This window comes from Acidimicrobiia bacterium (assembly GCA_012959995.1).
Lineage (GTDB): Bacteria > Actinomycetota > Acidimicrobiia > Acidimicrobiales > MedAcidi-G1 > MedAcidi-G2B.
On the sequence record DUCC01000009.1, the window covers coordinates 88,830 to 113,773 of the forward strand.

General features: G+C 56.0%; 25 protein-coding genes and 1 tRNA gene. 17 read left to right on the forward strand and 9 right to left on the reverse strand.

From position 1 onward, the window contains the following. The first annotated feature begins 5 nt into the window (after positions 1-5). Positions 6-2,837 carry an excinuclease ABC subunit UvrA gene (uvrA, locus tag EYQ49_01930; protein ID HIG24638.1) on the forward strand — a complete coding sequence of 944 codons (2,832 nt, stop codon included), beginning with the start codon at positions 6-8 and terminating at the stop codon, positions 2,835-2,837. Positions 2,838-2,873: 36 nt separating this feature from the next. On the opposite strand, the gene nadA is transcribed toward uvrA, so the two are convergent. Then, positions 2,874-3,965 carry a quinolinate synthase NadA gene (gene nadA, locus EYQ49_01935; protein ID HIG24639.1) on the reverse strand — a complete coding sequence of 364 codons (1,092 nt, stop codon included), beginning with the start codon at positions 3,963-3,965 and terminating at the stop codon, positions 2,874-2,876. Between the two features lie 192 nt (positions 3,966-4,157). Between nadA and uvrC the strand changes: the two genes are divergently transcribed. Beyond that, entirely contained in the window at positions 4,158-6,020 is a 1,863-nt protein-coding gene (gene uvrC / locus EYQ49_01940) for an excinuclease ABC subunit UvrC (GenBank protein HIG24640.1), read from the forward strand. Positions 6,021-6,024: 4 nt separating this feature from the next. Here uvrC and EYQ49_01945 read toward each other — a convergent pair whose 3' ends face one another. Beyond that, positions 6,025-6,864 (reverse strand): DMT family transporter, encoded by an 840-nt coding sequence (locus EYQ49_01945; protein HIG24641.1) that lies wholly within the window; start codon positions 6,862-6,864, stop codon positions 6,025-6,027. A gap of 48 nt (positions 6,865-6,912) precedes the next feature. Here EYQ49_01945 and EYQ49_01950 point away from each other — a divergent pair, with 48 nt between their 5' ends. From EYQ49_01950 to EYQ49_02005, 12 genes are all read left to right on the forward strand, one after another. Beyond that, a complete protein-coding gene (locus EYQ49_01950) occupies positions 6,913-7,656 on the forward strand; it encodes a class I SAM-dependent methyltransferase (protein ID HIG24642.1) in 744 nt (247 codons plus the stop codon). Between the two features lie 9 nt (positions 7,657-7,665). Further along, on the forward strand, positions 7,666-8,514 hold the full coding sequence (rapZ, locus tag EYQ49_01955; GenBank protein HIG24643.1) for an RNase adapter RapZ: 849 nt from the start codon (positions 7,666-7,668) through the stop codon (positions 8,512-8,514). Between the two features lie 130 nt (positions 8,515-8,644). Then, a complete protein-coding gene (gene gap / locus EYQ49_01960) occupies positions 8,645-9,772 on the forward strand; it encodes a type I glyceraldehyde-3-phosphate dehydrogenase (protein HIG24644.1) in 1,128 nt (375 codons plus the stop codon). Positions 9,773-9,777: 5 nt separating this feature from the next. After that, positions 9,778-10,902, forward strand: coding sequence for a phosphoglycerate kinase (locus EYQ49_01965; protein HIG24645.1), 1,125 nt, complete (start codon positions 9,778-9,780; stop codon positions 10,900-10,902). 37 nt (positions 10,903-10,939) lie between these two features. Then, positions 10,940-11,716 (forward strand): triose-phosphate isomerase, encoded by a 777-nt coding sequence (locus tag EYQ49_01970; GenBank protein ID HIG24646.1) that lies wholly within the window; start codon positions 10,940-10,942, stop codon positions 11,714-11,716. 27 nt (positions 11,717-11,743) lie between these two features. After that, positions 11,744-11,971: a preprotein translocase subunit SecG gene (secG, locus tag EYQ49_01975; GenBank protein HIG24647.1), complete on the forward strand. Its 228-nt coding sequence runs from the start codon at positions 11,744-11,746 to the stop codon at positions 11,969-11,971. A gap of 56 nt (positions 11,972-12,027) precedes the next feature. Next, on the forward strand, positions 12,028-12,996 hold the full coding sequence (locus tag EYQ49_01980; GenBank protein HIG24648.1) for a hypothetical protein: 969 nt from the start codon (positions 12,028-12,030) through the stop codon (positions 12,994-12,996). Positions 12,997-13,106: 110 nt separating this feature from the next. Then, positions 13,107-14,063 (forward strand): hypothetical protein, encoded by a 957-nt coding sequence (locus EYQ49_01985; protein ID HIG24649.1) that lies wholly within the window; start codon positions 13,107-13,109, stop codon positions 14,061-14,063. Between the two features lie 13 nt (positions 14,064-14,076). Then, positions 14,077-14,436 (forward strand): hypothetical protein, encoded by a 360-nt coding sequence (locus EYQ49_01990; GenBank protein ID HIG24650.1) that lies wholly within the window; start codon positions 14,077-14,079, stop codon positions 14,434-14,436. Between the two features lie 44 nt (positions 14,437-14,480). Continuing rightward, a complete protein-coding gene (locus EYQ49_01995) occupies positions 14,481-14,720 on the forward strand; it encodes a hypothetical protein (protein HIG24651.1) in 240 nt (79 codons plus the stop codon). Positions 14,721-14,785: 65 nt separating this feature from the next. Further along, positions 14,786-14,873 (forward strand) — tRNA-Leu (locus tag EYQ49_02000). 76 nt (positions 14,874-14,949) lie between these two features. After that, entirely contained in the window at positions 14,950-16,014 is a 1,065-nt protein-coding gene (locus EYQ49_02005) for an FAD-dependent oxidoreductase (protein ID HIG24652.1), read from the forward strand. 93 nt (positions 16,015-16,107) lie between these two features. Here the strand turns inward: EYQ49_02005 and EYQ49_02010 are convergent, their stop codons facing one another. Further along, positions 16,108-16,611, reverse strand: coding sequence for a hypothetical protein (locus EYQ49_02010; protein ID HIG24653.1), 504 nt, complete (start codon positions 16,609-16,611; stop codon positions 16,108-16,110). An 87-nt stretch (positions 16,612-16,698) separates the two neighbouring features. On the opposite strand from EYQ49_02010, the gene EYQ49_02015 reads away from it, so the two are divergent. Beyond that, positions 16,699-17,235, forward strand: a complete 537-nt coding sequence (locus EYQ49_02015; protein ID HIG24654.1) for a carbonic anhydrase — start codon at positions 16,699-16,701, stop codon at positions 17,233-17,235. On the opposite strand, the gene EYQ49_02020 is transcribed toward EYQ49_02015, so the two are convergent. From EYQ49_02020 to EYQ49_02035, 4 genes are read right to left on the reverse strand one after another with little or no spacing between them, the layout of a single operon-like run. Continuing rightward, the gene (locus tag EYQ49_02020; GenBank protein ID HIG24655.1) at positions 17,232-17,999 is read right to left on the reverse strand and encodes an Asp/Glu racemase; all 768 of its coding nucleotides are present in this window, start codon (positions 17,997-17,999) and stop codon (positions 17,232-17,234) included. The two genes, EYQ49_02015 and EYQ49_02020, sit on opposite strands and share 4 nt — an antisense overlap. Beyond that, positions 17,996-18,877 (reverse strand): phytanoyl-CoA dioxygenase family protein, encoded by an 882-nt coding sequence (locus EYQ49_02025; GenBank protein HIG24656.1) that lies wholly within the window; start codon positions 18,875-18,877, stop codon positions 17,996-17,998. The genes EYQ49_02020 and EYQ49_02025 overlap by 4 nt, the downstream gene beginning before the upstream one ends. A gap of 20 nt (positions 18,878-18,897) precedes the next feature. Continuing rightward, positions 18,898-20,064: an aminopeptidase P family protein gene (locus EYQ49_02030; GenBank protein HIG24657.1), complete on the reverse strand. Its 1,167-nt coding sequence runs from the start codon at positions 20,062-20,064 to the stop codon at positions 18,898-18,900. A gap of 36 nt (positions 20,065-20,100) precedes the next feature. Further along, on the reverse strand, positions 20,101-20,484 hold the full coding sequence (locus tag EYQ49_02035; protein HIG24658.1) for a RidA family protein: 384 nt from the start codon (positions 20,482-20,484) through the stop codon (positions 20,101-20,103). An 86-nt stretch (positions 20,485-20,570) separates the two neighbouring features. Between EYQ49_02035 and EYQ49_02040 the strand changes: the two genes are divergently transcribed. After that, positions 20,571-21,758, forward strand: a complete 1,188-nt coding sequence (locus tag EYQ49_02040) for an aminotransferase class V-fold PLP-dependent enzyme (protein ID HIG24659.1) — start codon at positions 20,571-20,573, stop codon at positions 21,756-21,758. Next, complete coding sequence (locus EYQ49_02045) at positions 21,755-23,449, forward strand: NAD(P)/FAD-dependent oxidoreductase (GenBank protein HIG24660.1); 1,695 nt, start codon at positions 21,755-21,757, stop codon at positions 23,447-23,449. Before EYQ49_02040 ends, EYQ49_02045 begins: the two co-directional genes overlap by 4 nt. On the opposite strand, the gene EYQ49_02050 is transcribed toward EYQ49_02045, so the two are convergent. Further along, complete coding sequence (locus tag EYQ49_02050; protein ID HIG24661.1) at positions 23,450-24,724, reverse strand: aminotransferase class I/II-fold pyridoxal phosphate-dependent enzyme; 1,275 nt, start codon at positions 24,722-24,724, stop codon at positions 23,450-23,452. After that, entirely contained in the window at positions 24,595-24,903 is a 309-nt protein-coding gene (locus EYQ49_02055; protein HIG24662.1) for a transcriptional regulator, read from the reverse strand. Before EYQ49_02055 ends, EYQ49_02050 begins: the two co-directional genes overlap by 130 nt. Positions 24,904-24,944 lie beyond the last annotated feature (41 nt).

Here is a 24,944-nt window from a genome sequence, read left to right on the forward strand (position 1 = left end):
CGGCAATGTCAGAACACTTGGTAGTCCGCGGGGCTCGTGAACATAACTTACGCAATGTTGATATTGATTTGCCGCGGGATCAGCTGATCGTTTTTACCGGCATTTCGGGTTCGGGTAAATCTTCGTTGGCCTTTGACACCATTTATGCTGAGGGGCAACGCCGTTATGTGGAGTCTCTGTCGGCTTATGCTCGCCAGTTTTTGGGGCAAATGGATAAACCAGATGTGGACTTTATCGAAGGGCTTTCTCCCGCTATTTCCATAGACCAAAAAAGTGCGTCACGTAACCCACGTTCCACGGTAGGAACCATCACCGAGGTCTACGACTATCTCCGCTTGTTGTTTGCTCGTATCGGTGTGCCCCACGACCCAGAAACCGGGGAACGTTTGGTGCGCCAAACCCCGCAACAAATTGTGGACCGAGTACTGGAAATGGAAGAAGGCACCCGATTTCAGGTGTTGGCGCCCGTGGTACGGGGGCGTAAAGGCACCTATGACACTTTGTTAGAAGATTTGGCCAGCCAAGGTTTCAGCCGAGCCATTGTGGACGGCCAAGACCATGGCCTGGGCGACGAGGTTGATCTAGCACGCTACGAGATGCACACCATTGAGGTGGTGGTGGACCGTCTGGTTCTGCGCGAGGGCATCGGTCAACGGTTGACTGAATCAATGGAGACCGCTTTGGCTTTGGCCGAGGGGGTAGCAGAAATTCAGATCGTGCCCCGGAGCGACGACGAAGAGCCGACTCGCATCGTTTTCAGTCAGCACCTTTCGCGGCCCAGCGACGGAAAATCTTTCGAAGAGTTGGCGCCCAGAAACTTCTCGTTCAATAGCCCGTACGGGGCTTGTTCGCATTGTGATGGTTTGGGGTCGGTTTTTGAAGTTGACTCGCAGTTGGTGGTGCCCAACCCTGAGTTGAGTTTGGGCGAGGGTGCTATTGCCCCGTGGTCGGGTGGCCGCAACCGTTATTTCGCTCGATTGATTGAATCGGTGGCGGAAGACCAAGGGATCGACATGGCCACTCCTTGGCAAAAGCTGCCGGCTAAAACGCAGAAAATGTTGTTGGATGGTGGGCTAAAAGAACGTATTCAGGTGCGTTACAAAAATCGTTTTGGTCGCACTCGGGTGTATTCCGCCCACTTCGAAGGGGTAATGCCTCAACTACGACGCCGCCATCGAGAGTCGGAAAGTGACGCCCAACGGGATCAGATCGAAGGGTACATGCGTCAGGTTCCGTGCCCAAAGTGTCAGGGAGCACGGTTGAACCCCTTGTCGCTGGCCGTGACCATCGGGGGCAAAAACTTACATGACATTTGTGCCCTGCCCATTGGGGAAGCTACCCAAGCGTTAGAAAGCCTGGAGTTAAGCGACCGAGACCTCATCGTGGCCGAACCGGTTTTAAAAGAGGTAAATGCTCGTTTGGGTTTCTTACTCGACGTGGGCCTGGACTACCTGTCGCTTTCTCGCTCGGCGGCCACCTTGGCCGGGGGAGAGGCACAACGCATTCGTTTGGCTTCACAAATTGGTTCCGGGTTGGTGGGTGTGCTGTATGTGCTCGACGAACCCTCCATCGGTTTGCATCAACGAGATAACCAGCGACTGATTGAAACCTTGGTGCGTCTACGGAATCTGGGTAACACGGTGATCGTGGTGGAACACGATGAAGAAACCATTTTGCAAGCCGACCATGTGGTCGATATTGGCCCGGGTGCCGGTGAGCACGGCGGGGCAGTGGTTTTTGAAGGCACGGTCAAGGGCCTGCTGCGCTCCAAAAACTCGGTCACCGGCCAGTATTTGTCGGGGCGTAAATCAATTGCTATTCCAGAACAGCGTCGCCCTGGTAACGGAGAATTCTTGACCGTGCAGGGGGCACGAGAAAACAATTTACAAAACCTTGATGTGGCTTTTCCGTTGGGGGCGTTGGTGGCGGTAACCGGCGTTTCCGGGTCGGGCAAGTCCACCCTGGTTAACGAGATTTTGCATAAGTCATTGATGCAGTCGGTCTATAAATCAAAAGTGCCGCCGGGCTTACACAAAGGGCTACTGGGCGCTGAGGCCGTGGACAAGGTCATCAACATTGATCAGGCACCTATTGGGCGTACGCCGCGCTCTAATGCGGCCACCTATACCGGGGTGTTCGACCACGTACGGAAGTTGTTTGCCAAAACCGAAGAGTCGCGGGTGCGGGGCTACCAACCGGGGCGCTTTAGCTTCAACGTAAAGGGCGGCCGCTGCGAGGCCTGTTCGGGCGACGGCACGCTCAAAATTGAAATGCACTTTTTGCCCGATGTCTATGTGCCCTGCGAAGTGTGCAAGGGCAAGCGTTATAACCGTGATACCTTAGACATCGAGTTCAAGGGTCGTACCGTGGCCGACATTTTGGCCATGTCTTGCGAAGAAGCCTTAGAGTTTTTTGACCGCCAACCACCCATCGTGCGCCACATGCAAACCTTGGTCGATGTGGGCCTGGGGTATATACGTCTTGGGCAGCCTGCCCCGACCTTGTCGGGTGGCGAAGCGCAGCGCGTTAAGTTGGCCAGCGAGTTAGCGAAACGTTCTACCGGTCACACGATGTACATCTTGGATGAACCCACCACCGGGCTGCATTTTGAGGACGTGCGCAAGTTGCTGGGGGTTTTAAATCGCCTCGTAGAGCAAGGCAATACGGTGATTGTTATTGAACACAATCTGGACGTAGTAAAAACAGCCGACTGGGTCATTGATTTGGGCCCGGAAGGCGGTGTGGGCGGAGGAACCGTGGTGGCCACCGGCACACCCGAAGATGTCGCCCAAGTAAAAAAGAGCTACACCGGCCGCTTTCTTAAAGAACTGTTTTAGCCCCCGTCATATGGTCTCAGAGGTGCATGACGGGCGCTAGGTGATTTCCAGCATGCGGTTGAGGGCTACTTTGGCCCACACTTGAGTTTCGGCATCCACGGAGATTTGGTTTTCTACCCGGCCCTCTACGAGGCCTTCCAGAACCCAGGCCAGGTGGCTGGCGTCGATACGGTTCATGGTGGCGCACGGGCAAAGGTCTGGGTCAAGGCAGACAATGGTTTTATCGGGGTGTTGGCTGGCCAAGCGGCTCACCAAATGCACCTCGGTGCCGATACCAATGATCGCACCGGCCGGTTGGGCCTCCACGTAGCGAATGATGGCATCGGTAGAGCCCACGGCATCGGCCAAAAGGACGGTTGCGTGTTCGCATTCGGGGTGCACGATGATGGTGGCATTGGGGTGTTCCGCCCGAAAATTCAAAAGGTTTTGGGGAGTAAAACGTAGGTGTACTGAGCAGAACCCTTTCCACAAAAGAAAAGTGCTGTCCTTAACCGCTGCTTCCGAAAGCCCACCACACTCTTGGCGGGGGTCCCATAACGCCATGTCGTCCACGGAGTAACCCATGGCTACCCCGGTATTGCGGCCCAAATGTTGGTCAGGAAAAAACAGTACCTGGTCGCCTCGTTGAAAAGCCCACTCCAGCACCGCTCGGGCATTGCTTGATGTGCAGACCGCTCCACCTTTTTGGCCCACAAAGGCCTTGATGGCGGCCGTGGAGTTCATATAGGTAATGGGTACTACCCGGTCAATGTCGGTCACCTGAGCAATGGCCTCCCAAGCTTCTTCCACCTCGTCGATGTCGGCCATATCGGCCATGGTGCAACCGGCCCGCAGGTCGGGCAAAACCACCTGTTGATGATCTTTGGTCAAAATGTCGGCAGATTCGGCCATAAAATGCACACCACAAAAAACAATGTAGTCGGCTTCCGAGTGTTCCTGGGCAAGTTGCGAAAGGCGAAAAGAATCACCCGAAGCATCGGCCCAACACATGACCTCGTCTCGTTGATAATGGTGACCCAAAATAAATACCCGGTCGCCCAAGGTTTCTTTAGCTGCTTGGATGCGGGCCGCGTTGAGTGGGGTGTCAGTAATGAACCGCTCGGGAAGCGGAGGCTGTAGTTGAAGCATGGATACCTCATTTGTAGGAGTTCCCAATTGATGGCCGGTGGGGGCAGCTTGGACGCCTCGCCACGGGTATGGCGGCCTTGGGAACAGATATGTTGCCGGAAACCAAGCCGACACCCAGAAGTGTACGCCTCGGTAGCCATGATGGGGCAGCAAAGAGAGACAAAAAGCCGTTTCGGCATCTACGCTGCAGGCATGGTTGAGCGTCCCCCCACTGGCACTATCCCCGATGCGCCGGGCTCGTACCAATTCTTGGACCCTTATGGGCGGGTTCTTTACGTCGGCAAAGCCAAGAGTTTGCGTAGCCGCTTAAATAGTTATTTCGGGCGGCGGGATCGCCTGGCGGCCCGTACCGCCCAAATGCTGGATGAAGCGGCCACCGTGGAGTGGATTCAAGTAGCTAATGAACTCGAAGCGCTCATGTTGGAGTTCAGCCTGATCAAAACCCACGACCCGCGTTTCAACATTGATCTCAAAGACGACAAGAGTTACCCGTATCTGGCTATCACCGTGGACCAAGAGTGGCCACGAGCTTTGGTGGTGCGAGAGCGCCGCCGTAAAGGGTCCCGATATTTTGGCCCCTACGGCCAAGCGGCGGCTATCCGAGACACCTTGGACCTTTTGTTAAAAACTTTTCCGGTGCGTACCTGCCCAGACACCAAACTGCGTGAGCATCAACGAGCCGGGCGGCCGTGTTTGTTGTTTCATATTGAAAAATGTTCTGGACCATGCGTGGGGGAGGTCAGTAGTGAAGAATACCAAGGCATGGTTAGCGACTTGATGCGGGTTATCGGCGGCGACACCAAAGAAGTCGAAGTGCGCCTACAGGGGCAGATGGATGCGGCTTCCCAAAGTCAGGAATATGAAGCGGCGGCCCGGCACCGTGATCATTTGATCAGCGTGCGGCGAGCCTCGGAAAAACAACAAATGGTGGGCACCGGTAACGAGTCGTTTGATCTGATTTCGGTAGCGGGCGACCAACTCGAAGTAGCGGTGCAGGTATTTACCGTTCGTCACGGCCGGGTGGTAGGGCGCAAAGGTTCCATCGTGGACCGAGTATCCGACCTCAAAGAGCCAGAACTTTTGGCACAGATCGTGGCCGGCCATTATCGAAATGAGCCGCCCCAAGGGGTACCCCGCTGGGTTTACGTCGCCGAAATGCCCGCCGATCAAAAGCTTTTAGAAAAGTGGCTCAGCAACGAGCGGCAAGGACCAGTGGGCTTTCGGGTACCGCAGCGCGGTGGCAAGCGAGACCTCCTCAAAACCGTGACCATCAATGCCGAAGAAGAGTTCATCCGGCACCGCATGAAACGGGCCGCTGACCACAACAGCCGGGCCCGAGCCTTAAACGAACTCCAAGTAGCCCTCAACTTGCCCGCTGCCCCGTTGCGCATCGAGTGCTACGACATGAGTCATCTGCAAGGCACCGACTACGTGGGGTCTATGGTGGTCATGGAAGATGGTCTGCCTAACAAAAACGAGTATCGCCGCTTTAAAATTCGCCACGTGGAAGGCAACGATGACTACGCCGCCATGGAAGAAGTGTTAACCCGCCGTTTGACGGCCTTCCTAGAAGAAGAGAAGCTTCCAGTCACTGAACGCTCCGGCCGGTTCGCTTACCCGCCGCAACTGTTGTTAGTAGATGGCGGCAAAGGCCAGTTGTCGGTGGCTCAACGAGTGGTTGGGCAATTAGGCCTAGCCGACCGAATACCGGTGGCTTCGCTGGCCAAACAGTTCGAAGAGGTGTACCGCCCGGGAAGCAAGGCACCAATTTTGTTATCAAGAACCTCCGAGGCGCTTTTTTTACTGCAGCGCATACGCGACGAATCGCATCGTTTTGCCGTCACCTACCACCGCCAGCTTCGCGCTAAACGCATGACCGGTTCGGTACTCGACGACATCGCGGGTTTAGGCCCCGAGCGTCGTAAAAAACTGGTTAAAGAACTGGGCGGGGTGCGGTCAATCCAAAATACTTCGTTGGAGGATTTGCTGGCCTTGCCCTGGCTACCCGATGCCGTGGGGCAAGCGGTTTACGCCAAAATGCACGCCGAGGGTTGAACCGCTAACCCAAAGCGATGAGAGCGCTGGCGGCCACCGCTCCGAACAACCCTAGGACTTGTATCCGTTGAAGACTTTCTTTAAGTATCCAGCGAGCCAGCAACACGGTGGCTGCGGGGTAAAGCGAACTCAACACCGCCACCAGGCTCAAAAGCCCCCGGTTGGTAGCCATCAAGAAAGCCACGTTGGCCACCACATCGGCTACCCCGGCGCCGACCACTAAGACGGTGACTTCTCGCTCCGGCCAAAACGAACGTTTAGGACCGAAGGCCGCCACTACCAAAAAGGTCACGGTAACTAAACGGGCGCCCACCAACGGCCAAGGCTCGGTGGCGGCAGAAGTGTTGTCAATAACGATGAAGAACCCGGCGAAACTTACGCCAGCCAGCAGCGATTCGGTAATAAGCCACGGAGGCAAGGGGGCCAAGTTTTGCTTTTCTGGCGTATGGCGAGAGATCAAAAGAATGCTCACTAGCCCCAGGCCGATGCCCAGCAAGTGAAGCGGCGAAAGGTGTTCGCCAAAGCCCAACCCCCAAAAAACCGGAATGATGGCCGCAGCCACGGAAGTAATCGGTGCCACCACGGTCATGGGGCCTCTGCTCAAACTGTGGTAGATCAAAAATATTCCGACCAAACCAAAGAGGCCGCTTATTGCCCCCAGCCCTAAATCCACCCAGAGAAACTGGTCAGCCATAAAGGGCACCAAACCCAAAACCAAAACGAAGCCCACCAGATGAGAGGTAGCGATAACGCTGAAAACCCCGGTTTTTCGTGCGGCTGCTCCGCCCATGAAGTCGCCGGCTCCAAAAAGGCCCGCACTAATTAACGCAAGAAAAGCAGCCATGGCGAGCCATCCTAAGGAATTGTTCGCACAACATGGCAACCTGTGGTCATGAACGGAGTAAACAGTTTGGACCCCTGGGAAAAACACGCCCAATGGTGGCAAGAGGGTTTTACCGAGGGAGCCGACGAAGAGTACACGGAACAAATTTTGCCGTTAGCTAGCGCCTTGCTCGAGGGCTATGAAGAGGTCCTAGATTTAGGCGCCGGCGAAGGGCAGATAAGCCGTTTGCTGGCCGCACAGGGTTCGCAGGTGGTCGGTGTCGACCCCAGCAACGCCCAAGTAACTGAGGCGCAACGCCGTGGTGGGAGCCCGGCGTATTTGCGGTCCTTGGCCGACGGGCTGCCTTTTGCTGATCAAAGCTTTGATGCCGTGGTGGCCTGCCTAGTTTTTGAACACATTTTGTCGGTAGATGAAGCCATAGCCGAGGTGGCTCGAGTGCTGCGCCCCGGAGGCCGGTTCTTATTTTTCCTCAACCATCCGCTCATTCAGACCCCGGACAGCGGTTGGGTGGACGACCAAATCATGGAACCTCCCGAGCAGTATTGGCGTATTGGCGCTTACCTTGGTGAATCTATTGAAATGGAAGAAGTAGACAAAGACGTGTTTTTGCCTTATGTGCATCGGCCCTTAAGTCGCTACGTCAACGCCTTGGCCGAAGCCGGGTTGATGCTGCAACGCATGCACGAACCGGCCCCACCGGAAGGCTTTTTGCGCCGGGTCGGCCAGTACGGATCGGCGGCGGCTATCCCTCGTTTATTGGTGTTGGTCACCGAACGAACCGACAGCGTCTAGCATCAAACCATGAGCAACGTTCTGGTAGTTACGGGGTTATCGGGGGGAGGCCGTTCAGAGTTTGCTAAAGACCTCGACGATCTCGGATGGTATGTCATGGATCGCGTGCCGGCCGATCTGTTGGTAAAAATGGCCGACCTGGCTGGGGCCCCGGGTACTCCATGGGAAAGAGTGGCTTTTACTTTGCGTCCCGATAGTCAACAAGGCGAAACGCTGCAGGCTATTGAAGAACTGCGTTCCACGGTAAATGGGCTACAAGTAGTCTTTTTGGATTGTTCCACTGAGGTGTTGGTGCACCGCTACGAGAACACCCGCCGCCCGCATCCCTTTGGTGTTGATTCAGGGCTGGAAGGGGCTATCGAAGCCGAGCGCAGCAGTTTGGAACCCGTGCGTTCTATTTCTGATCTGGTTATTGACACCTCTGAACTCAATGTGCATCAGTTGCGAGAAAAAGTCGACGCTCTCTACGGGCAAGCCCATGACCACCCGATGCGTATCGCCGTAACCTCTTTTGGTTTTAAACATGGAGCTCCTCGAGACGCCGACATGGTGTTGGACTGTCGTTTTTTGCCGAATCCGCATTGGGAAGAAGATCTCCGCAACTTGAGCGGTTTAGATGCACCGGTGCAAAACTTTGTGGAGGGCCAAGACCTCACCGAGCCCTTCTTGATGCACTTGTACGGGATGTTGGCCGTGTTGCTGCCGGCCTATGTCGCTGAGGGTCGGTCGTTTCTTTCCTTAGCTTTTGGCTGCACCGGCGGCCATCATCGGTCGGTGGCCATCGCCGAAACGGTGGTCAGTCATCTTCGCAAGCAGAGTTTTGACCCGTTGGTCACCCATCGCGACATCAACCGGTGATAATAAGGGACGAAGCAGGATTTTAGTGTGACCAATCTCTCAGAGTTTTGGGGTGCGAGCACCCCAAGAAGCGAGTAGCAATGAACCAACCAACGCTGGTGGCCACCAGGCCACAGGAGGCAAAAATATTATGACCATTCGTGTAGGCATCAACGGCTTCGGCCGCATCGGCCGTAACTTCTTCCGGGCTGCTCGAGCCAGCGGGGCGGACTTCGAGTTCGTGGCCGTCAACGACTTGGGCTCTGTAAAGACGCTGGCCTTTTTGCTGGGCAATGATTCGGTACACGGCACCCTTGATGCCAAGATCCGCACCACCAAAGATTCCATTGTGGTCGACGGCCACAAGATTCGTGTCTTCTCTGAACGTAACCCAGGAGACATTCCGTGGGGCGAGTTAAACGTTGATGTAGTGATTGAATCCACGGGCTTTTTTACCGCTCGTGATCAAGCGGCTTTACACCTCAAAGGCGGAGCCAAAAAAGTTATTATTTCGGCTCCCTCTGGCGACTGTGATGCCACCTTTGTGGTGGGGGTCAACGACGATAGCTACAACCCAGCAAAGCATCATGTGATCTCTAATGCCTCGTGTACCACCAACTGTTTCGTCCCCATGATCAAGGTACTGGACGACAAATTCGGCGTGGTGCAAGGCTTCATGACCACTACCCATGCCTACACCGGCGATCAAAGCCTTGTGGATGGCCCGCACAGCGACCTGCGTCGGGCACGAGCAGCGGCGGTAAACATTGTGCCTACCTCTACGGGGGCAGCGCGGGCTACCGCTTTGGTCATGCCCAAGATGAAGGGCAAACTTGACGGCATCTCTTTACGGGTCCCTATCCCTGACGGTTCGGTTACCGACTTTGTGGGCACGCTGAAAAAGGCGGCCACCGCAGAACAAATCAATGCCGCTTTCGCGGAAGCCGCACGAAAAGGGCCTTTAGCCAAGGTATTGGATTACAGCGAAGATCCGTTGGTGTCTTCGGACATCGTGGGCCGCCCCGCATCGTGCACCATTGATGGGGACATGACCATGGCCACCGGCAACATGGTGAAGGTTCTGGGTTGGTATGACAACGAGATGGGCTACTCCACCCGCATGGTGGATTTGACCAAAATCGTGGGCACTCGTCGTACCAAGAAAACCAAGGCCGGCAAAAAAGCGGCAGCCAAGACGCCTGCAGTTAAGAAGGCGGCGGCGAAGAAGCCTGCAGCGAAAAAAGCTCCAGCCAAGAAGGGCGCCAAGCGCGGTAAATAGTCCTCATGGATGTTCCGTCTTTAGAAGATCTGGGTGATCTGTCGGGCCGCCGGGTGTTGGTGCGTTGTGATTTCAACGTGCCCATTCGTGGCGGGCAGATCACCGATGATCTCCGTATAAAAGCGGCCTTACCCACGCTGAAGTACCTCGTGGATGCTGGGGCGTCGGTAACGGCTTGTTCCCATTTGGGGCGCCCCAAAGGCCAACCCGACCTGGCCTATTCCATGGAACCGGTTCGCCAGCGCCTGGCGAAGTTACTCCCTGGGGTTGCCTTGTTGGAGAACCTGCGCTTTAACCCTGGGGAAACCAGCAACGCCCCAGATTTTGTGGCCGAGTTGGTGGCCGGCCAAGATGCCTATGTCAACGATGCGTTTGGGGCATCGCATCGAACGCACGCCTCAATAGTGGGCCCGCCGTTGCACCTCCCTTCGGCCGCTGGGCGCCTGTTGCAACGCGAGGTAGAGGTTCTTGGTGGGCTACGCAATTCGCCTCGACGGCCCTTTGTGGGCATTATGGGCGGCGCCAAGGTGAGCGACAAACTTGGGGTCATCGAGGCCCTGCTTGGGGTGGTCGACGAGTTAATTATTGGCGGCGGCATGTGCTTTACCTTCTTGGCCGCTCAGGGGGCCTCGGTGGGGGCCTCGCTGCTGGAAGAAGACATGATCGATACTTGTCGCCGTTTGTTGGACTCCGGAGCCAACATTCGCTTACCGATGGATATCACCGCTTTGGGCCCGGGTGGCAAAATTGGCGATCCAGAAGCCGGGGGAGAGGTACGCCAAATGGGCAAGTCCTTGCCCGACGGCTGGATGGGGTTAGACATCGGCCCCGGTACGGCGGTTGATTTCTGCGACGTCATCACCAACGCTCGAACAGTTTTATGGAATGGCCCCATGGGGGTTTTTGAAGATCCTCGTTTTGCTGCCGGCACCCAAACGGTGGCCGAAGCAGTTGCTGAGTGTCGAGGCTTTACCGTGGTGGGGGGCGGCGACAGCGCGGCGGCGGCCCGCCAGTTTGGGGTGGCCGACCAAATGAGCCATGTCTCTACTGGCGGCGGAGCGGCCTTAGAATTAATCGAAAGCGGCGATTTGCCGGGCTTGGTGGCCCTGCGGAATGCCCAAAACTCTTAAATCTGAGAATCAAGAACTAGAGGCCAGGAGGCCAGAAGTGTCGAAGCGTAAACCGTTAATAAGCGGTAACTGGAAAATGCATCACAACCATTTTGAAGCGATTCAGATGGTGCAGAAACTTTCTTACTTAATTAACCCCGGCGACTATGAAGCGGTTGATGTTTCTATCCACCCACCGTTTACTGACTTGCGTTCGGTGCAGACGGTTTTGGAATCAGATCGTATTCCTGTTGTTTTGGGGGCCCAGAACTGCCATTGGGAAGAAAAGGGCGCCTTCACCGGCGAGGTGGCACCCACCATGTTGGCCAAAATGAACGTTTCTCTGGTGATTGTGGGCCATTCGGAACGTCGTGAACTATTCGGCGAAACCGACCAGCAGGTCAACAAAAAAGTAAAAGCGGTCCTCAAAGCAGAGATGACCCCTATTTTGTGTTGCGGTGAAACCCTCAAAGAACGCGAAGCGGGGGGCACGGCCGACAAAGTGTCCGGGCAAATCAAAGCAGGTTTGGCGGGCCTCAAAGCTGAACAGGTTGCGGGCTTGGTTATTGCTTATGAACCCATTTGGGCTATTGGTACGGGCCGTACAGCAACGCCAGAAGATGCCCAGGCGGTATGTGCAGCGATCCGCCAGGTAGTGGCCGACGGTTGGAAAGATGCGGCAGATTCGGTGCGCATTCAGTACGGGGGTTCGGTAAAGCCCGCTACGGCACCCGATTTGATGCGTCAACCAGATATTGATGGCGCTTTGGTGGGTGGAGCAGCGCTGGACCCTGACGAATTTTCTCGTATCATCAACTATCGCTTAGTCGGCTAAGGCGCTGACCCCGATAGCCTGTACCCCATGATGCTTTATCTCACCATTTTCCTTCAGGTCTCTTCTGGCTTGGGCTTAATCTTCCTCGTCTTGTTGCACAGCGGTAAAGGCGGCGGTTTGTCCGACATGTTTGGCGGCGGTGTGGGAGCCCAAACTGCTGGTTCGACGGTGGTTGAGCAAAACTTAGATCGCATTACCATTGTGACGGCACTGGTTTTTGCCTTCACTACGGTGGGGCTTTCGTTGCAGTTTTAGTCTTTGCTGCTCTTGCCATGGTTCGGTGGGGCGTTGGTTGTCTGTAAACTCTGCCGATGGATTCTTGGCGACGTTTTGCTGAACAAACACTAGTTTTCCATGGGGTAACGGGTCGTCGGTTGGTGGTGCCCAGTGCAAACCCGGTTAACTATTATCAAGCCGTTACCCAAACACAACGGTGTGCAGAACTTGCTATAGATGGTTTGTTCTTTTCATCTCAGAACAACCAAGATCAAGCCTCGGTCCTCATGGTGCCGGGCAGTCTTGGAGTTGGTGATAATCTTCTGGCTCATGCCGAGACCATGGTGGGTGCCGGGTTTTCGGTTTTTGTATTAGACCCCTTCGGGGCACGTTCGGTTACTTCTACGGTGGCCAATCAAACGGCGTATTCTTTTGCCGCTAGCGCTTTTGATGTGGTGCGAGCCCACCAAGTTTTAGCCCAGCACCCAGAAGTTAACCCGGCCAAGATTTCTTGGCAGGGGCACAGTCGAGGTGGCTCTGCCGTGCTCACGGCGGCTACTCGGTGCTTTATGGATCAAGTGGCCGGGCCCGAGGTATGGCCCGTGGGGGTGTACGCCGTCTACCCGTGGTGCGGGCATCAGTTTTTGAATCCCCAGGTGGGGCGAACCAAAGTGCGGGTCATTTCAGGGAGTTTGGATGAATGGTGTTCTCCCCAGCAGGCGCAGGGGCATGTGCAGGCCATAGGGGCCGCCGGGGGGTCAGCAAGCATGCGTATGGTGGCGGGCGCTCATCATAGTTTCGACCGCAGTACTCCTTTAGAAAACTTGGCCGATGCCGCGGTGGCTCCTTGGGCGCCCACGGTGTTTCTTGATCAAGAAGGGGCCATGATCGACCCCATGACCGGTTTGGTCGACCAGGAAATGACTGATCTGGTGGCCTTTCGTGCGGCCAACGCTGCGGGTTTTGGTCGCCGAGGCGCCCATATTGGTGGTTCCCCGGCCTTTGCTGAACTTTTTGTTGAAGACATGCTGCGCTTTCATCAATCGCTTGATGGGGCTTCTTAGTTGCGCTGGTTGGCAGTGTGAAAATGCTTCTCAAATCTTGAGATCTAAGAACAAGTATGATTCAGTGGGACGAGATGGATCTCTAATCTGCTAAAGAGAGATGGAAGCCTATGTTGAAGTTTGGTGAGTCGAGTTTGAGTTATGGAAAAACAATTGCGGTTGCGGTAGTGATTGCGTTGTTTTCTGCAATGGCTGCAACATCAGCATTGGCCGAAGAGTTACCTCCCGGAAGCCTTGATATCGACACGGCAGTAGCCAGCGTCCCCGGACTGGGCATCTTGCTAGATGCCACCGAGGCGACAATCGCCGATGGCGTCGACATCCACGCCCCGGGGAGCAATGCGGTGGTGTACGTTTCAGACAATGGAGGAGTGGAAATCCCAGATGATCCAACAATTGGGGTGACACTCACCGGGCCCGATGGGGCATCAATCAACATTGGTGTGCCGGGCAACCCCGACGACGCGGCGGTTTCCTCCAACGGCACCGTGACCTACGGAAATGCGTATCGTGACACGTCAGTCATTGTGCAACCCCAAATCGGCGGCGGGGCACGAATGATCACCATCTTGGGATCCATCCATGAGCGAACAAACTACGATTTCGTAGTCACCTTGGCCGCCGAACAGGAAATTAACCTCTCCGAGGGTGGTGGAGTTAGCATTACCGATTCAATGGGTGAAGTTGATATGACGATTCCGCCTCCTTGGGCCTATGACGCGAGCGGTTCGGTTGTGGCCAGCGATTACTCACTTGAAGGCACCACGCTCACCCTCAACATCCACCCTGGTAGTAGTGCCGTCTATCCGATCATCGCTGACCCTGTATTTACGTGGGGGTGGGTTACCGGAACGGTGTACTTCAACAAGTTGGAGACCCGGATGATCTGCACCAACACGGCGCAGTCTCTGGCCTGGCTCGGTATTACCGGATTCTGGTATCCGATTCTTGTTGCACTCGGGTGGTACCTCACTATCTATTCCTGTATCGCTGGGATAACCGATCGGTGTATAAAGGTGAAGTCGTATGGCAGCGTATTTATTTACGCCGGGACCCACTGCAACTGAAACGGAGGCCACGATGGCACAGAAACCAACCCCACAGATGAAACGATCAATTGCCTTCTTGCCGTTCTGGGCCCTTGCCTTGGTGGCGGCGGGGCAGTTTAAATTTGAGGGAATTACTTTCTTGGCTGTGGTGGTTCTCGGAGCGGTGGTTCCCGGGTACATGGTCGTGCGAATATGGCCTATTGATGGGGTTTCGCTGAAGTGGCCAAGCATGAAAGAGTCTCATGGGACGCTCACCCGCTGGGTTCCGTTCTTTGCTGCGGTGTTCGCCGGTGCTGGGTTCGATCTACTGTTAGAAAGCCAATGGGTCTCCGTCACTGCCGCTCTTGTCGCCGGGGTTTCGGCCAAGGTTTTGGTGCAGCGTCTGTTGTGATGAGCGTTTACACCAGACGTTGACCGCCCGTTCCTTTAGAGAGCATGGTAGTTGCGGCGGTGGCCCCCGCTGCGCCGACGGTTTTCCTCGATGAAGAAGGGGCCATGATCGACCCGATGACCGGTCTGACGAATCGGGAAATGACTGACCTGGTGGCCTTTCGTGCCGCCAATGCTGAAGGTTTTGGTCGCCGAGGCGCCCATATTGATGGATCTCCGGCTTTGGTCGAACTTTTTACCGAAGACATGCTTACCTTTCACCGTTCTCTCGGTGCGGCTTCTTAGTTGCGCTGGTGTTGGGGCCGTTTGTCGCTGGTAACCTGACGCCGGTTCGCAAGAACTGAGGTCACGTCGGAGTGGCGGAATTGGCAGACGCGCAAGGTTAAGGACCTTGTGCCCGTTAAGGGCGTGGGGGTTCAAGTCCCCCCTCCGACACCATTACCTAACGCTTTAGGGTTAGGTCAGGTTGGTTTCTGAACCAACTCCCCCCCGCAAGCCCCACAAAGAACCACCCATGGCGGATTCGTCGGATACTCCAACCGAAGCCAAGTACGAGATCCTCATCGAGGCCGAAGAGTTCAACGACTTTGGCGGTTGGACGCTGGATTCACAGTTTGAGACCGAGATGGGGTCGCCCTATCTGCTGGCCCACGGGTTGGGGCGGCCGGTCGACGACGCCCGGACCTCGATCGAGCTCGCCGAGTCGGGTGAGTACCACGTGTGGGTCAGGGCCAAGGACTGGGTCCCCTCTCACCACCCAGGTCGCTTCGCAGTCTCGGTGGGAGGTCAGCGTCTGGACCGTGAGTTTGGGGCCGACGGTCTCGACTGGGGCTGGGAGCCTGCGGGCACGATGCAACTCACGGCCGGGCCGCTCGACGTGGTCCTGCATGACCTGACCGGCTTCGAGGGTCGGTGCGATGCCATTTATCTGAGCCGGACTGGCTCCGAGCCGGTGGACGGGGCTGGACCCGACGCTCGGGCCTGGCGTCGAACGCGGCGCGGGCTGCCGGCGGAGCCGACGTTCGGCGGCGAATTCGACGTGGTCGTTGTCGGTGGGGGAGTGACGGGTTCGGTGGGCGCACTGGCGGCCGTCCGGCTCGGTCTGCGCGTGGCACTGCTCCAGAATCGTCCCGTTCTCGGCGGCAACGCCAGTACGGAGATCGGCATCGGCCCTCGGGGAGAGATAGGTTCGCTGGTTGCCGAGGCAATTGCTCGCAAGCCAGGGGGTGACCTGCAGGCCTTGCAGTTACTCCAGTTGGAACCCAACGTTACGATCTTCACCGAGTATCAGGTGTACGACCTGGTGATGGAAGGAGCGACGATCGCCTCAGTCGATGCGAGGCACGCCCGGTCAGGGCGTGAGATGCGCATCGTCGGATCGCAGTTCATCGACTGCTCCGGCACGGCCATCCTCGGCATTCTGGCCGGGGCGCCCACGATGTTCGGAGTCGAGTCGTCGGCCGAGTTCGGCGAGAGCCATGCCCCCGACGAGCACCTCGACCAGCATCACGGGCACACCGTCTTCTTCCGCACACGCATGGTCGACCACCCTTCTCGTAGTCAACTTGGTCGCTCATGAAACCTCGCCCTTGGAAGGTTTCCGGAGTGGCACCGATGGCCTGCAAGGCCGCCGTGTTGAGGTGCCATTCGTGGCAGGTGCGCTGCCAGATAGCTACTGGACGGTCACCACAGATTTCATCAAGTTCCGAACGGTGGAGGTCACCGTGCCACATTTTGTGGTATCCCCAAAAAAAAGCCATGCTCCGGGTTCTAAGTCTTGGTGGGCCTGGCCAAGAAGTCGCCGGTAATCCTGAGGGCTATCGGCGGCGTCAAAGGTGAGGCGAGGCATCACCCAACGCTCGGGGGCAATGACCTTGGTAGTTAAGGTGGCTGCAGCAAGAATGGGGTGCAGGTGTTGGTCGATGAGGCCGGGCAAAACCACTCGATCGGCGAACTTTTCATCAATCTGGTAATCGGTGCCGGCTTGTTCAATTACGTCATCCAAGGGGCCCACGGCCACGATGCGGCCATCAGAGACCGCTACTGCTTTGGCCCGCGGCAAGGATTCGTCCATGGTGATTATTGAACGAGCCGGGTAAACGGTGGTGCGTTGGTCGGCGCTTTGCCGTGTCTCGCTGCGCTGTTGATGCAAAGGGCCATCCTTTTCGCTGGTCATGGGACGGAGAGTAGTTCATTGGCCGCGGACGGGTAAGACATCGGCAAAGAGTTTTATTTCTTTGGCAATGTGAAAGGAAAGAGACCCATGCTGGACTGCTGGTGTCGTAGGCTTACTCTTGTGCCGGAACTCATTGCTCGCGACCTCGCTCAAAACAACGCTCATTTTGCGGAAGATTTCACCGACGGTGGGCTCTCAGTCGCCCCGGAAAAACATGTAGCGGTAGTGACCTGCATGGATTCGCGCATGGATATTTTCAAAATTTTGGGGCTCAAAAACGGTGAAGCGCATATTATTCGCAACGCCGGTGGAGTGGTCACCGATGACGTCATCCGGTCGCTGTGTCTGTCGCAACGCTTGTTAAAGACTCAAGAGATCATCGTGCTTCACCACACCGACTGCGGTATGCAACAAGTCAGCGAAGACCAGTTTAAAGCGGAGTTAGAAGCCGAGTTGGGGGTGAAGCCTTTGTGGGCTTTGGAATCCTTTGCCGACCCCTACGTGGATGTTCGCCAGTCCATTCAGCGCTTGTTGCAGACCCCGTTTTTGGTGCACAAAGACCAAATCAGCGGCTACGTCTACGAGGTAACCACCGGCCTAGCGCACGAAGTATCTACTGCCTAGAGCAGCGATTGGAGCCCCAACATTCCGTGGGTTTCTAAAACATCGTTGATTCCCGCCAAGCGCAGCAGGTGCCAGGTCAAAGCCAAGTTGCTGGACACCACCGGTTTGTTGAGAGATTCCTCTAACTGGTTTACTACGCCGAAAAGGCGCAAGCTGGTGCAAGAAACAAACACTGCGTCGCAGGGGGCTTGCTGGGCAACTTGTTCGACGGCGCTGGCAACGGAATCTTCGGTGATGCGGCACACCACAGAATCAAGAGGCTCCAAAAAAGATCCAACAGTAGAAACCTCAAAGCCTTCTTTTTCGAAAAGACTGACGATCGGTGCGGTTACTTCAGCGGTGTATGGGGTAACGATGGCAATGCGTTGCGCCTTCAACGAGCGAAAAGCAGCGACGGCTGCCGATACCGGATTGGTGCAAGGCACCTCTGGGTGGACGCTTTGCAAAGCCTGGCTGACCGCTACTTCACCGATAAGCGTGGACGCCGACGTGCAGCCATAGCCCAGAGCATCAAAAGCGAAACCTGGAGGGAGCAAAGCGGCGGCCTCGGGTAGCCGGTCTCTCATAGCGGTAAGGGTTTCGGGGGTTACCTCATCATCGTTGTGGATGCGAGCGTGCAGCCAGTCAACGCCATCTATTTGAATCTGGCGCATCTCTGCTTCGAGGGTACGGTCGCTTGCTAAAACAATAAGGCCCAACAGTGCACGGGCCCCAAAACCAGCATCGGTGGTGAAGTCTAGGGGAAGTAACTCTCGGTCTATCACAGCGTGGGAGTGGGGTCGTTTGCTTGCTGATCAAAAAAAGAAGCACCGGTGGGAACCTCTGGATAAAGCATTTGGTAATTGGTGCAGCGCACTCGGTTGCTGACCTCACCCCGCAGCAACTCGCCTTCCATGCGGCTGGGGAGGTGGCTAACTTGTAAAGGCTGGGCATCTTCTGACCGGTACTCGCAAATAAACAGGGTGCGGGCCTCTGCGGAGGTGTTGGGCCCCGACCCATGCAGCGTGCGGTTATGCAGCAAACAAGCCGATCCGGCCGGTGCTTCAATGGTGACCATTTGTGGTTGGTGTTCGTCCACCACGTGGGCGCTGACCGCACCGGTGAACACCCCGTGGTGCCAGTGGTCGTAGAGCGGGCCCCGGTGGCTGCCGGGCGCTACCTCTAAAGGCCCATTTTCTAAGGTCATGTCGTCCAGACACAAGAGCACGGCAATGAGGTCGTCGTTGGTGTGGGGTTGAAACAAAAAATCTTGGTGGAACTGCACTTTGGTAGAAGACTTTGGCTGTTTTGAATTAATTTTTGCATTGTTGAAGACTACGTTGGGCCCTACTAATTGGACTACTGCGTCGAGCGCTCGGTTGGAGCGCATGACGTCAAGGTAGGCCTCGGAAATCTCAACGGGTGACGCCACCCGACGCAAAGCGGGGGATTCAGCACAATGTCCTGGTTCAAGGTCAAAGCGCGGGCGACCATCAAAGGTTTCCCCGTAAGGATCGTCATGTTGCCGACTTTCTTGACGCCATTGTTCGAAATCGACCCGGAGATCAGCGAGTTGTTTTGCCGTGACGACGTCTTCTAAAAGCAGATAGCCATCTTCCCAAAATTGTTGCATTTGGTCTTCGCTCAAAGGTTGGTTATCCATGTATACCCTCTCGTTTGTTATTAGATAATAGGCAGTTCAGGAGCGGCTCGGCGGCTCAACCATTGCGCCCCGTGGGCCGTTACCACCAGATTTTCTTCGTGAACCATGGTTTTGCCGGGCGCCCACAAGAGACCGGGCTCAAGGGTGAGGACCATGTTTTCTTCAATGATCGTGTCGTCGCTGGCGGTATGCGAGGGCCATTCGGTGACCTGCATACCTAAGCCGTGTCCCAAGCGGCCTACATCGTTACCGAGAGAGCCGTGGCCTTGGAGCACGTTGTTCATGGCGTGGAAAACTTCGGTAGTGGTGGCTCCGGGAGCAATGGCGGCGAAACCGGCTTCGGTTGCTTCCCACACTGCTTGGTAAGCATCTTGAGCCCCTTGGTCGGCATGGCCAAAAGCAAAGTTGCGGTCAAAATCACTGAAGTAACCGTCGAAAGTAGATCCGGTGTCGAAGATCAACAGGTCACCTGCGCTAATGATCCGATCGGTGGGCTGGCGAATAATGTCGTCAATGCCACCCGGGCCGGTAGCGCCCACCAGGTAGGGAACGTCGTCGGCACCTTGACGCAAGATTTCTGAGCGGAAAGCAGCAAAAGCTTGCCGCTCGGTCATGCCGGTAGCCAACAAGCCAGGGAGGGCATCAAAAGCATCGGACACGATGTGGCAGATTTGCTGGTGTTTCGCAATCTCTGCTGGCGATTTAACCATGCGGAGAGAACGAATTATGGCCGTGGCATCGACGAATTCGCCGACTTGAGCACGTATTTGGTCAAAGTCGTTTAGTGGCATACGTACATGGGTCTCTGGCCCCATGGGCAGGCCGATCTTTCCCTGGGGGCCAGCAGTTTCTCGAAGGCATCCCACCAGCAACGACACCCCGTCGTCGTTGGGCTGAGGGGCGGGCCAAGTACGGATGTCATCAACCCAAGTGGCCGCCATGGAGGCACCACCGATTCCGGGGATGACGGCAATGGGTTTACCAGCCGCCGGCAATATTACGAACCAAGGGCGGGTCGGGCTTTGCCAAAAGGGGGTATGAAAACCCGTGAAGTAGCGCACCTCGGGTTCGGTGCAAACCAACAAAGCGTCAAGACCCTGGGCGGCCATCATGGTTTGCGCGGCCATGGTTCTTTGCAGAAACTCTTGATCGGTAAAACCGCGGACCGGTATTTTTTGGGGTTTCATGGGCGGAGCCTAAACCGTTTTTCTGTTGGGCGAAAGCTAAATCGTGGGGTGGCGGGCTACTAGTTCAATTTCGATGTCTGAACCCAAAGGCAGGGAGGCCACCCCAATGGTGGTGCGCGCTGGGTAGGGCTCGGCAAACTGAGTGGCATACACCTCGTTCATGGCGGCAAAATCATCCATATTGGTGAGGTATACGTTGACCTTGACCACCTGGTCGGGCCCCAGGCCAGCCGCCGCTAATACGCCGAAAAGGTTGGAGAAGCACTGGGCGGTTCGGTCGCCAATGGAGCCTTCGGCCAAGAGGCCGGTGGTCGGGTCAAGGGGAGTCTGCCCCGAGCAAAAGACCAACGGGTCAACATCTATGCCATGGCTATAGGGCCCAACGGCTGTAGCGGATGGATTGGTGAGCGGTGTCCTCATGGGGTTCCTTTGGTAGTGCGGCAACCGTAGCGCAACCCTGAAGACAAGAGTCAAGGTACGGGGGCCAAGGGGTTTAAGGTGAGGCCATGACTACTTTTTTTGACCAAACTTTTCCGATAGAACAAGTTCGCCATGACACTCCGGGGGCGGCTGAGGTCATCCATTTCAACAATGCGGGGAGCGCCCTTCCCCCTCAGGTGGTGGTGGACACCGTGGTAGAGCACCTTCACCGAGAAGCCGCCATCGGTGGTTATGAGGCATCAGACGAAGCACATGACCGCCTCGAAGCGGTTTACCAGTCCATCGCCACGCTGATCGGCGCCCAACCCAACCAAATCGCCATCATAGAAAACGCTACTCGGGCCTGGGACATGGCAGTTTATGGCTACCCCTTTGAACCCGGTGACCGGGTGTTAACTTGCCGAGCGGAATATTCCAGCAATGTGATTGCTTTGCTGCAGTTACAAAAGCGCCACGGCTTAGAAATCGTGTTGATTGATGACGATGAGTTTGGTCAAATTGATTTAACCCATTTAGAACAAGAACTTGCTCGGGGGGCCACCATGTTGTGCATGACCCACGCCCCAACCAGTGGTGGGCTCATCAACCCAGCGGAGGAGGTTGGCGCACTCTGTAATGCCTACCAGACGTTTTTCGTGTTGGATGCTTGCCAGTCAGCAGGGCAGATTTCCCTTGATGTTCAGGCCATTGGTTGTGATGTCTTGTCGTCTACTGGTCGCAAGTATTTGCGTGGCCCCCGCGGCACGGGGTTTTTGTATGTCAACGAACGGGCTTTAGAGCGTATTGAGCCACCATTTTTAGATCTGCACTCCGCCACCTGGGCCGACGACTGGGATTACAAAATCCGCGACGATGCGCGCCGGTTTGAGAATTGGGAAACCTATTACGCCGGCAAGTTAGGACTCGGGGCCGCTGTGGACTACGCCCTCGAACTTTCGGTAGAAGCAACAGCAGAGCGATTACAAGGTTTAGGGGCGGTCTTGCGGAGCAGTCTGGAAGAGGTTTCTGGAGTAACGGTTTACGATAAGGGCGCCCACCGCGGCGGCATCGTCACCTTTGGGGTAGTCGGTCAAACGGCAGAGCAAATCAAAGACAAACTCTCCGCGGCCGGTATTAATACCTCTACCTCGACACCGAACTATGCCCGCTTTGACCTCGCCCACCGAGGGTTAGCCACCGTGGTGCGGGCCTCGGTGCACTACTACAATACCGAAGAAGAAATTGATAAATTTATTGAAGAACTCGACCGTTGAGCGTTGGCCGAGAAGAGAGAGGGAGCATCGTGGGCAGTGAACCAACCGAAAGTTGGGATGCCATTGTGGTGGGCTCAGGACCCGGTGGGCTAACCACAGCGGCTTGTTTAGCTAGCGCCGGTAAACGCGTACTGGTCGTCGAGCGCCATAACCGGGCGGGCGGCAATATGCAGATTTTTCGCCGCAAACACGAGGGCGACGGTTACGAGTTTGATGTCGGCGTGCATTACCTCGGTGAGGGTGGACCCGGCGGTTTGTTTACCAATATTTTTGCTTCTCTGGGCTTAGCCGGTCGCATGAACTTTTTGCCCATGGACACCGATTGTTTTGACACCTTGCACTTTCCTGACTTTACTTTTCGGGTGCCAGCCAGTTGGGACAAATACCAAGAACGTCTCGTTGAGCAGTTTCCTCACGAAAAAGCTGGGGTAGAAAAGTGCCTGCGCATTTTGCGCACGGTTAGCGAAGAAGCACGAAAAATATTCGGCGAAGAACGCCCGACCTTTGATCTTTGGGCTACCCGGCCTTTGAATGAACTCTTTGACGAATGTGAAATGTCAACGAAACTTTGCGCCGTACTCGACCACTGGTCGGGCCTTTACGCCGGTGGGCCTAGCCAAACCGCCGTGGCCATGCACGCCGGGATTGTCGGCCACTACATGAACGGCGCCTATTACCCCCAAGGCGGCGGGCAGATGATGGCCGCTCGGTTGGTGCAAGCCATCGAAGCCTGCGGGGGAGAGGTGCGTTGTATCGAACCAGTAGAGCGCATCGCCGTAGAAAACGGAAAAACCACCGGCGTTGTTTTAGAAGACGGAAGGTTTTTGGCCGCCCCGCTAGTGATCAGCAACGCCGATTACCGCCGCACCGTTGAGCACTTGGTGGGAGCACAGCATCTGGCCCCGTCTACCGTGCGTTGGGCGCAAGAAGCCACCATGACCTTGGGCCTGGTTTGCACCTACGTGGTAGTCAACAAAGAGTTGACCGGCCCCAACACTAACTATTTTGTGTTCTCTGGTTACGAAACCGACGAGTACTACAGCGAACTCGACCAAGGGCAGCTGCCGTCTGGTCAAGTGCCCTTTGCCTATATAGCGCTTGCTTCACGCAAAGACCCCGGCAACGCTGCGCTTTGCCCACCGGGCCACACCAATTTTCAAATCATGTCCTTGGCTCCTCGAGGAAATGACTATTGGGGGGTTGAAACGGGACCGGCTGATGGCGGCAAATACCGCCGCAACGAAACCTACCGAGCCAAAAAGGAAGCGTTCACCGAAAGGCTTCTTGATGCCGCCGAAACGGTCTTTGGGCCACTGCGAGAAAACATTGTGCACCTCGAGACGGCCACCACCTTGTCCCACGAGCGCTACATCTCTAGTTCGGGCGGGACCAGTTACGGCTACCAGCATTCTCCCGAACAAATCGGCAAGTACCGCCCGTCCTACCGCACCGAGATTGAAGGCCTATGGGTGGTGGGCGCCAACACAGTAAGTGGCCACGGCATTGGTGGCGCCATGAGTGGCGGGGTTTTCTGCGCCGGAGAAATCCTTGACCGGCCGTTGATAGCCGAAATCTACATGGGGCAGCAACTCATAGACCCAGAGCTAATCCCGCCCGACCCAGAGGACTTTGACCCCTTGATGGTCAGCAGGGGAAAACGGTTGCGGAAACTACGAGCGCAAAAGGGCTAGCTACCGTTGGGCAACGGCCCGACTTAGTCGCTCCGCGGCATCTTGAATTTGTTCGGCGGGGGCGGCGATGGTCATGCGAGCAAACCCGGCTCCTTCTCGGCCAAACCAATGGCCCGGGCTGAGCGCTAAGCGGGCAGTATGGCCGAGCCAGTGCGCTAAGGCGGGTACTTCCATGTTGAGATCTCGAAAATCCAGCCATGCCAAATAGGTGCCTTGGAGTTCGACCAAAGTGATCTCCGGCGGCAAAGTTTCTTTAAGAATGCCCACGTTGCCGGCCATTAAACCCAATAGTTGGTCAAGCCACGGGCCACCGTGGGCGTATGCAGTTTCAAAAGCGGTCAGGGCAAACACGTTGTTGCGGGTGAGGTGAAGTTGAGAACTTCGATGCTCAAAGCGCTCGACAATTTCGGAATCATCGGTGATAACCAAGGTGTCGCAAAGTCCGGCTAAGCCGAAAGTTTTGATGGGCCCGTGCAGGACGGCCCAGCGCACTCCGGTGCCCTGAGCGGCTTGAGCAAAGGGGGTAAAACTATGGGGGTCTAAGATCAAGTCGGCATGGATTTCATCGGCGATGACCGTTACCTGGTGGCTGGCACAGATGGCCGCCAGTTGATGAAGTTCCTCTTGGTTCCACACGCGGCCCACCGGGTTGTGGGGGTTGCACAAAATGAGCGCAGTGGTGGCGGGCTGGGCGGCCAAGGTTTCTAGCCCGGTGAAGTCCATTTCGTATTGACCATTTTCAAAGAGTAATCCGTTGCGCACCACGGTGCGCTGGGCTGAGTTAACCAAGGTTTTGAAGTCGGTAAATACCGGAGGCTGCAAAATGACATTGTCGCCGGGCTGGGTCATTTGCTCCAGTAAAATCCCCAGTGAGGAGCCCACGCTGGGGCTTACCAGCGTTTGTAGACCGTGGCCGTCCCATTGGTGGCGCTGTTGCATCCATGCCCAAAAGTTTTCGCTAAGTGCTGCGGAACGGGTTTGGTAGCCGTACCAACCAGTAGTGGCTCGACTGGCTAAGCCTTCGGTTATTTGCGGAGCAAGATCAAGGTAGGGCTCCGCTATCCAAAGGGGGAGAAGCCCCTCGCCTCCGCCAAAATGCCGGTCCAGGCTGGGCTGGTCAAAAGCTTGGGCATCGGGGGAGATTTTCAACAGATCACTCCACAAAGTTGCGCTAAGCGTGCGTCGTTGACTTGGTACCAGGCCCACTTGCCTCGTTGTTGGCGCTCGACCACCCCAGATTGGGTCAAGATTTTCAAATGATGACTTATCGTGGATTGGTCTCGGTCAACGGCTTGGGGAAAGTCGCAGGCGCAGCCCTCCCCGGCGGTAGCAATGATGTTGACAAGTTTTAGTCGCACCGGGTCAGCAAGCGCTTTGAGAGTTTGGGCTAAATCAACTATTTCTTGGTCGCTGAGATTTGTTGAGGAGAGCGGCCCGCAGGCAATGGTTTGCATGTTTCCACTCTATAGTCATATTGATACATATCAATCTGAAC

What these genes read in the sequence shown, in the direction of transcription:
- uvrA (HIG24638.1), top strand. Translation starts at nt 6, where the DNA reads ATGTCAGAACACTTGGTAGTCCGCGGGGCTCGTGAACATAACTTACGC.
- nadA (HIG24639.1), bottom strand. Translation starts at nt 3,965, where the DNA reads ATGCTTCAACTACAGCCTCCGCTTCCCGAGCGGTTCATTACTGACACC.
- uvrC (HIG24640.1), top strand. Translation starts at nt 4,158, where the DNA reads ATGGTTGAGCGTCCCCCCACTGGCACTATCCCCGATGCGCCGGGCTCG.
- EYQ49_01945 (HIG24641.1), bottom strand. Translation starts at nt 6,864, where the DNA reads ATGGCTGCTTTTCTTGCGTTAATTAGTGCGGGCCTTTTTGGAGCCGGC.
- EYQ49_01950 (HIG24642.1), top strand. Translation starts at nt 6,913, where the DNA reads ATGAACGGAGTAAACAGTTTGGACCCCTGGGAAAAACACGCCCAATGG.
- rapZ (HIG24643.1), top strand. Translation starts at nt 7,666, where the DNA reads ATGAGCAACGTTCTGGTAGTTACGGGGTTATCGGGGGGAGGCCGTTCA.
- gap (HIG24644.1), top strand. Translation starts at nt 8,645, where the DNA reads ATGACCATTCGTGTAGGCATCAACGGCTTCGGCCGCATCGGCCGTAAC.
- EYQ49_01965 (HIG24645.1), top strand. Translation starts at nt 9,778, where the DNA reads ATGGATGTTCCGTCTTTAGAAGATCTGGGTGATCTGTCGGGCCGCCGG.
- secG (HIG24647.1), top strand. Translation starts at nt 11,744, where the DNA reads ATGATGCTTTATCTCACCATTTTCCTTCAGGTCTCTTCTGGCTTGGGC.
- EYQ49_01980 (HIG24648.1), top strand. Translation starts at nt 12,028, where the DNA reads ATGGATTCTTGGCGACGTTTTGCTGAACAAACACTAGTTTTCCATGGG.
- EYQ49_01985 (HIG24649.1), top strand. Translation starts at nt 13,107, where the DNA reads ATGTTGAAGTTTGGTGAGTCGAGTTTGAGTTATGGAAAAACAATTGCG.
- EYQ49_01990 (HIG24650.1), top strand. Translation starts at nt 14,077, where the DNA reads ATGGCACAGAAACCAACCCCACAGATGAAACGATCAATTGCCTTCTTG.
- EYQ49_01995 (HIG24651.1), top strand. Translation starts at nt 14,481, where the DNA reads ATGGTAGTTGCGGCGGTGGCCCCCGCTGCGCCGACGGTTTTCCTCGAT.
- EYQ49_02005 (HIG24652.1), top strand. Translation starts at nt 14,950, where the DNA reads ATGGCGGATTCGTCGGATACTCCAACCGAAGCCAAGTACGAGATCCTC.
- EYQ49_02010 (HIG24653.1), bottom strand. Translation starts at nt 16,611, where the DNA reads ATGACCAGCGAAAAGGATGGCCCTTTGCATCAACAGCGCAGCGAGACA.
- EYQ49_02015 (HIG24654.1), top strand. Translation starts at nt 16,699, where the DNA reads ATGCTGGACTGCTGGTGTCGTAGGCTTACTCTTGTGCCGGAACTCATT.
- EYQ49_02025 (HIG24656.1), bottom strand. Translation starts at nt 18,877, where the DNA reads ATGGATAACCAACCTTTGAGCGAAGACCAAATGCAACAATTTTGGGAA.
- EYQ49_02030 (HIG24657.1), bottom strand. Translation starts at nt 20,064, where the DNA reads ATGAAACCCCAAAAAATACCGGTCCGCGGTTTTACCGATCAAGAGTTT.
- EYQ49_02035 (HIG24658.1), bottom strand. Translation starts at nt 20,484, where the DNA reads ATGAGGACACCGCTCACCAATCCATCCGCTACAGCCGTTGGGCCCTAT.
- EYQ49_02040 (HIG24659.1), top strand. Translation starts at nt 20,571, where the DNA reads ATGACTACTTTTTTTGACCAAACTTTTCCGATAGAACAAGTTCGCCAT.
- EYQ49_02055 (HIG24662.1), bottom strand. Translation starts at nt 24,903, where the DNA reads ATGCAAACCATTGCCTGCGGGCCGCTCTCCTCAACAAATCTCAGCGAC.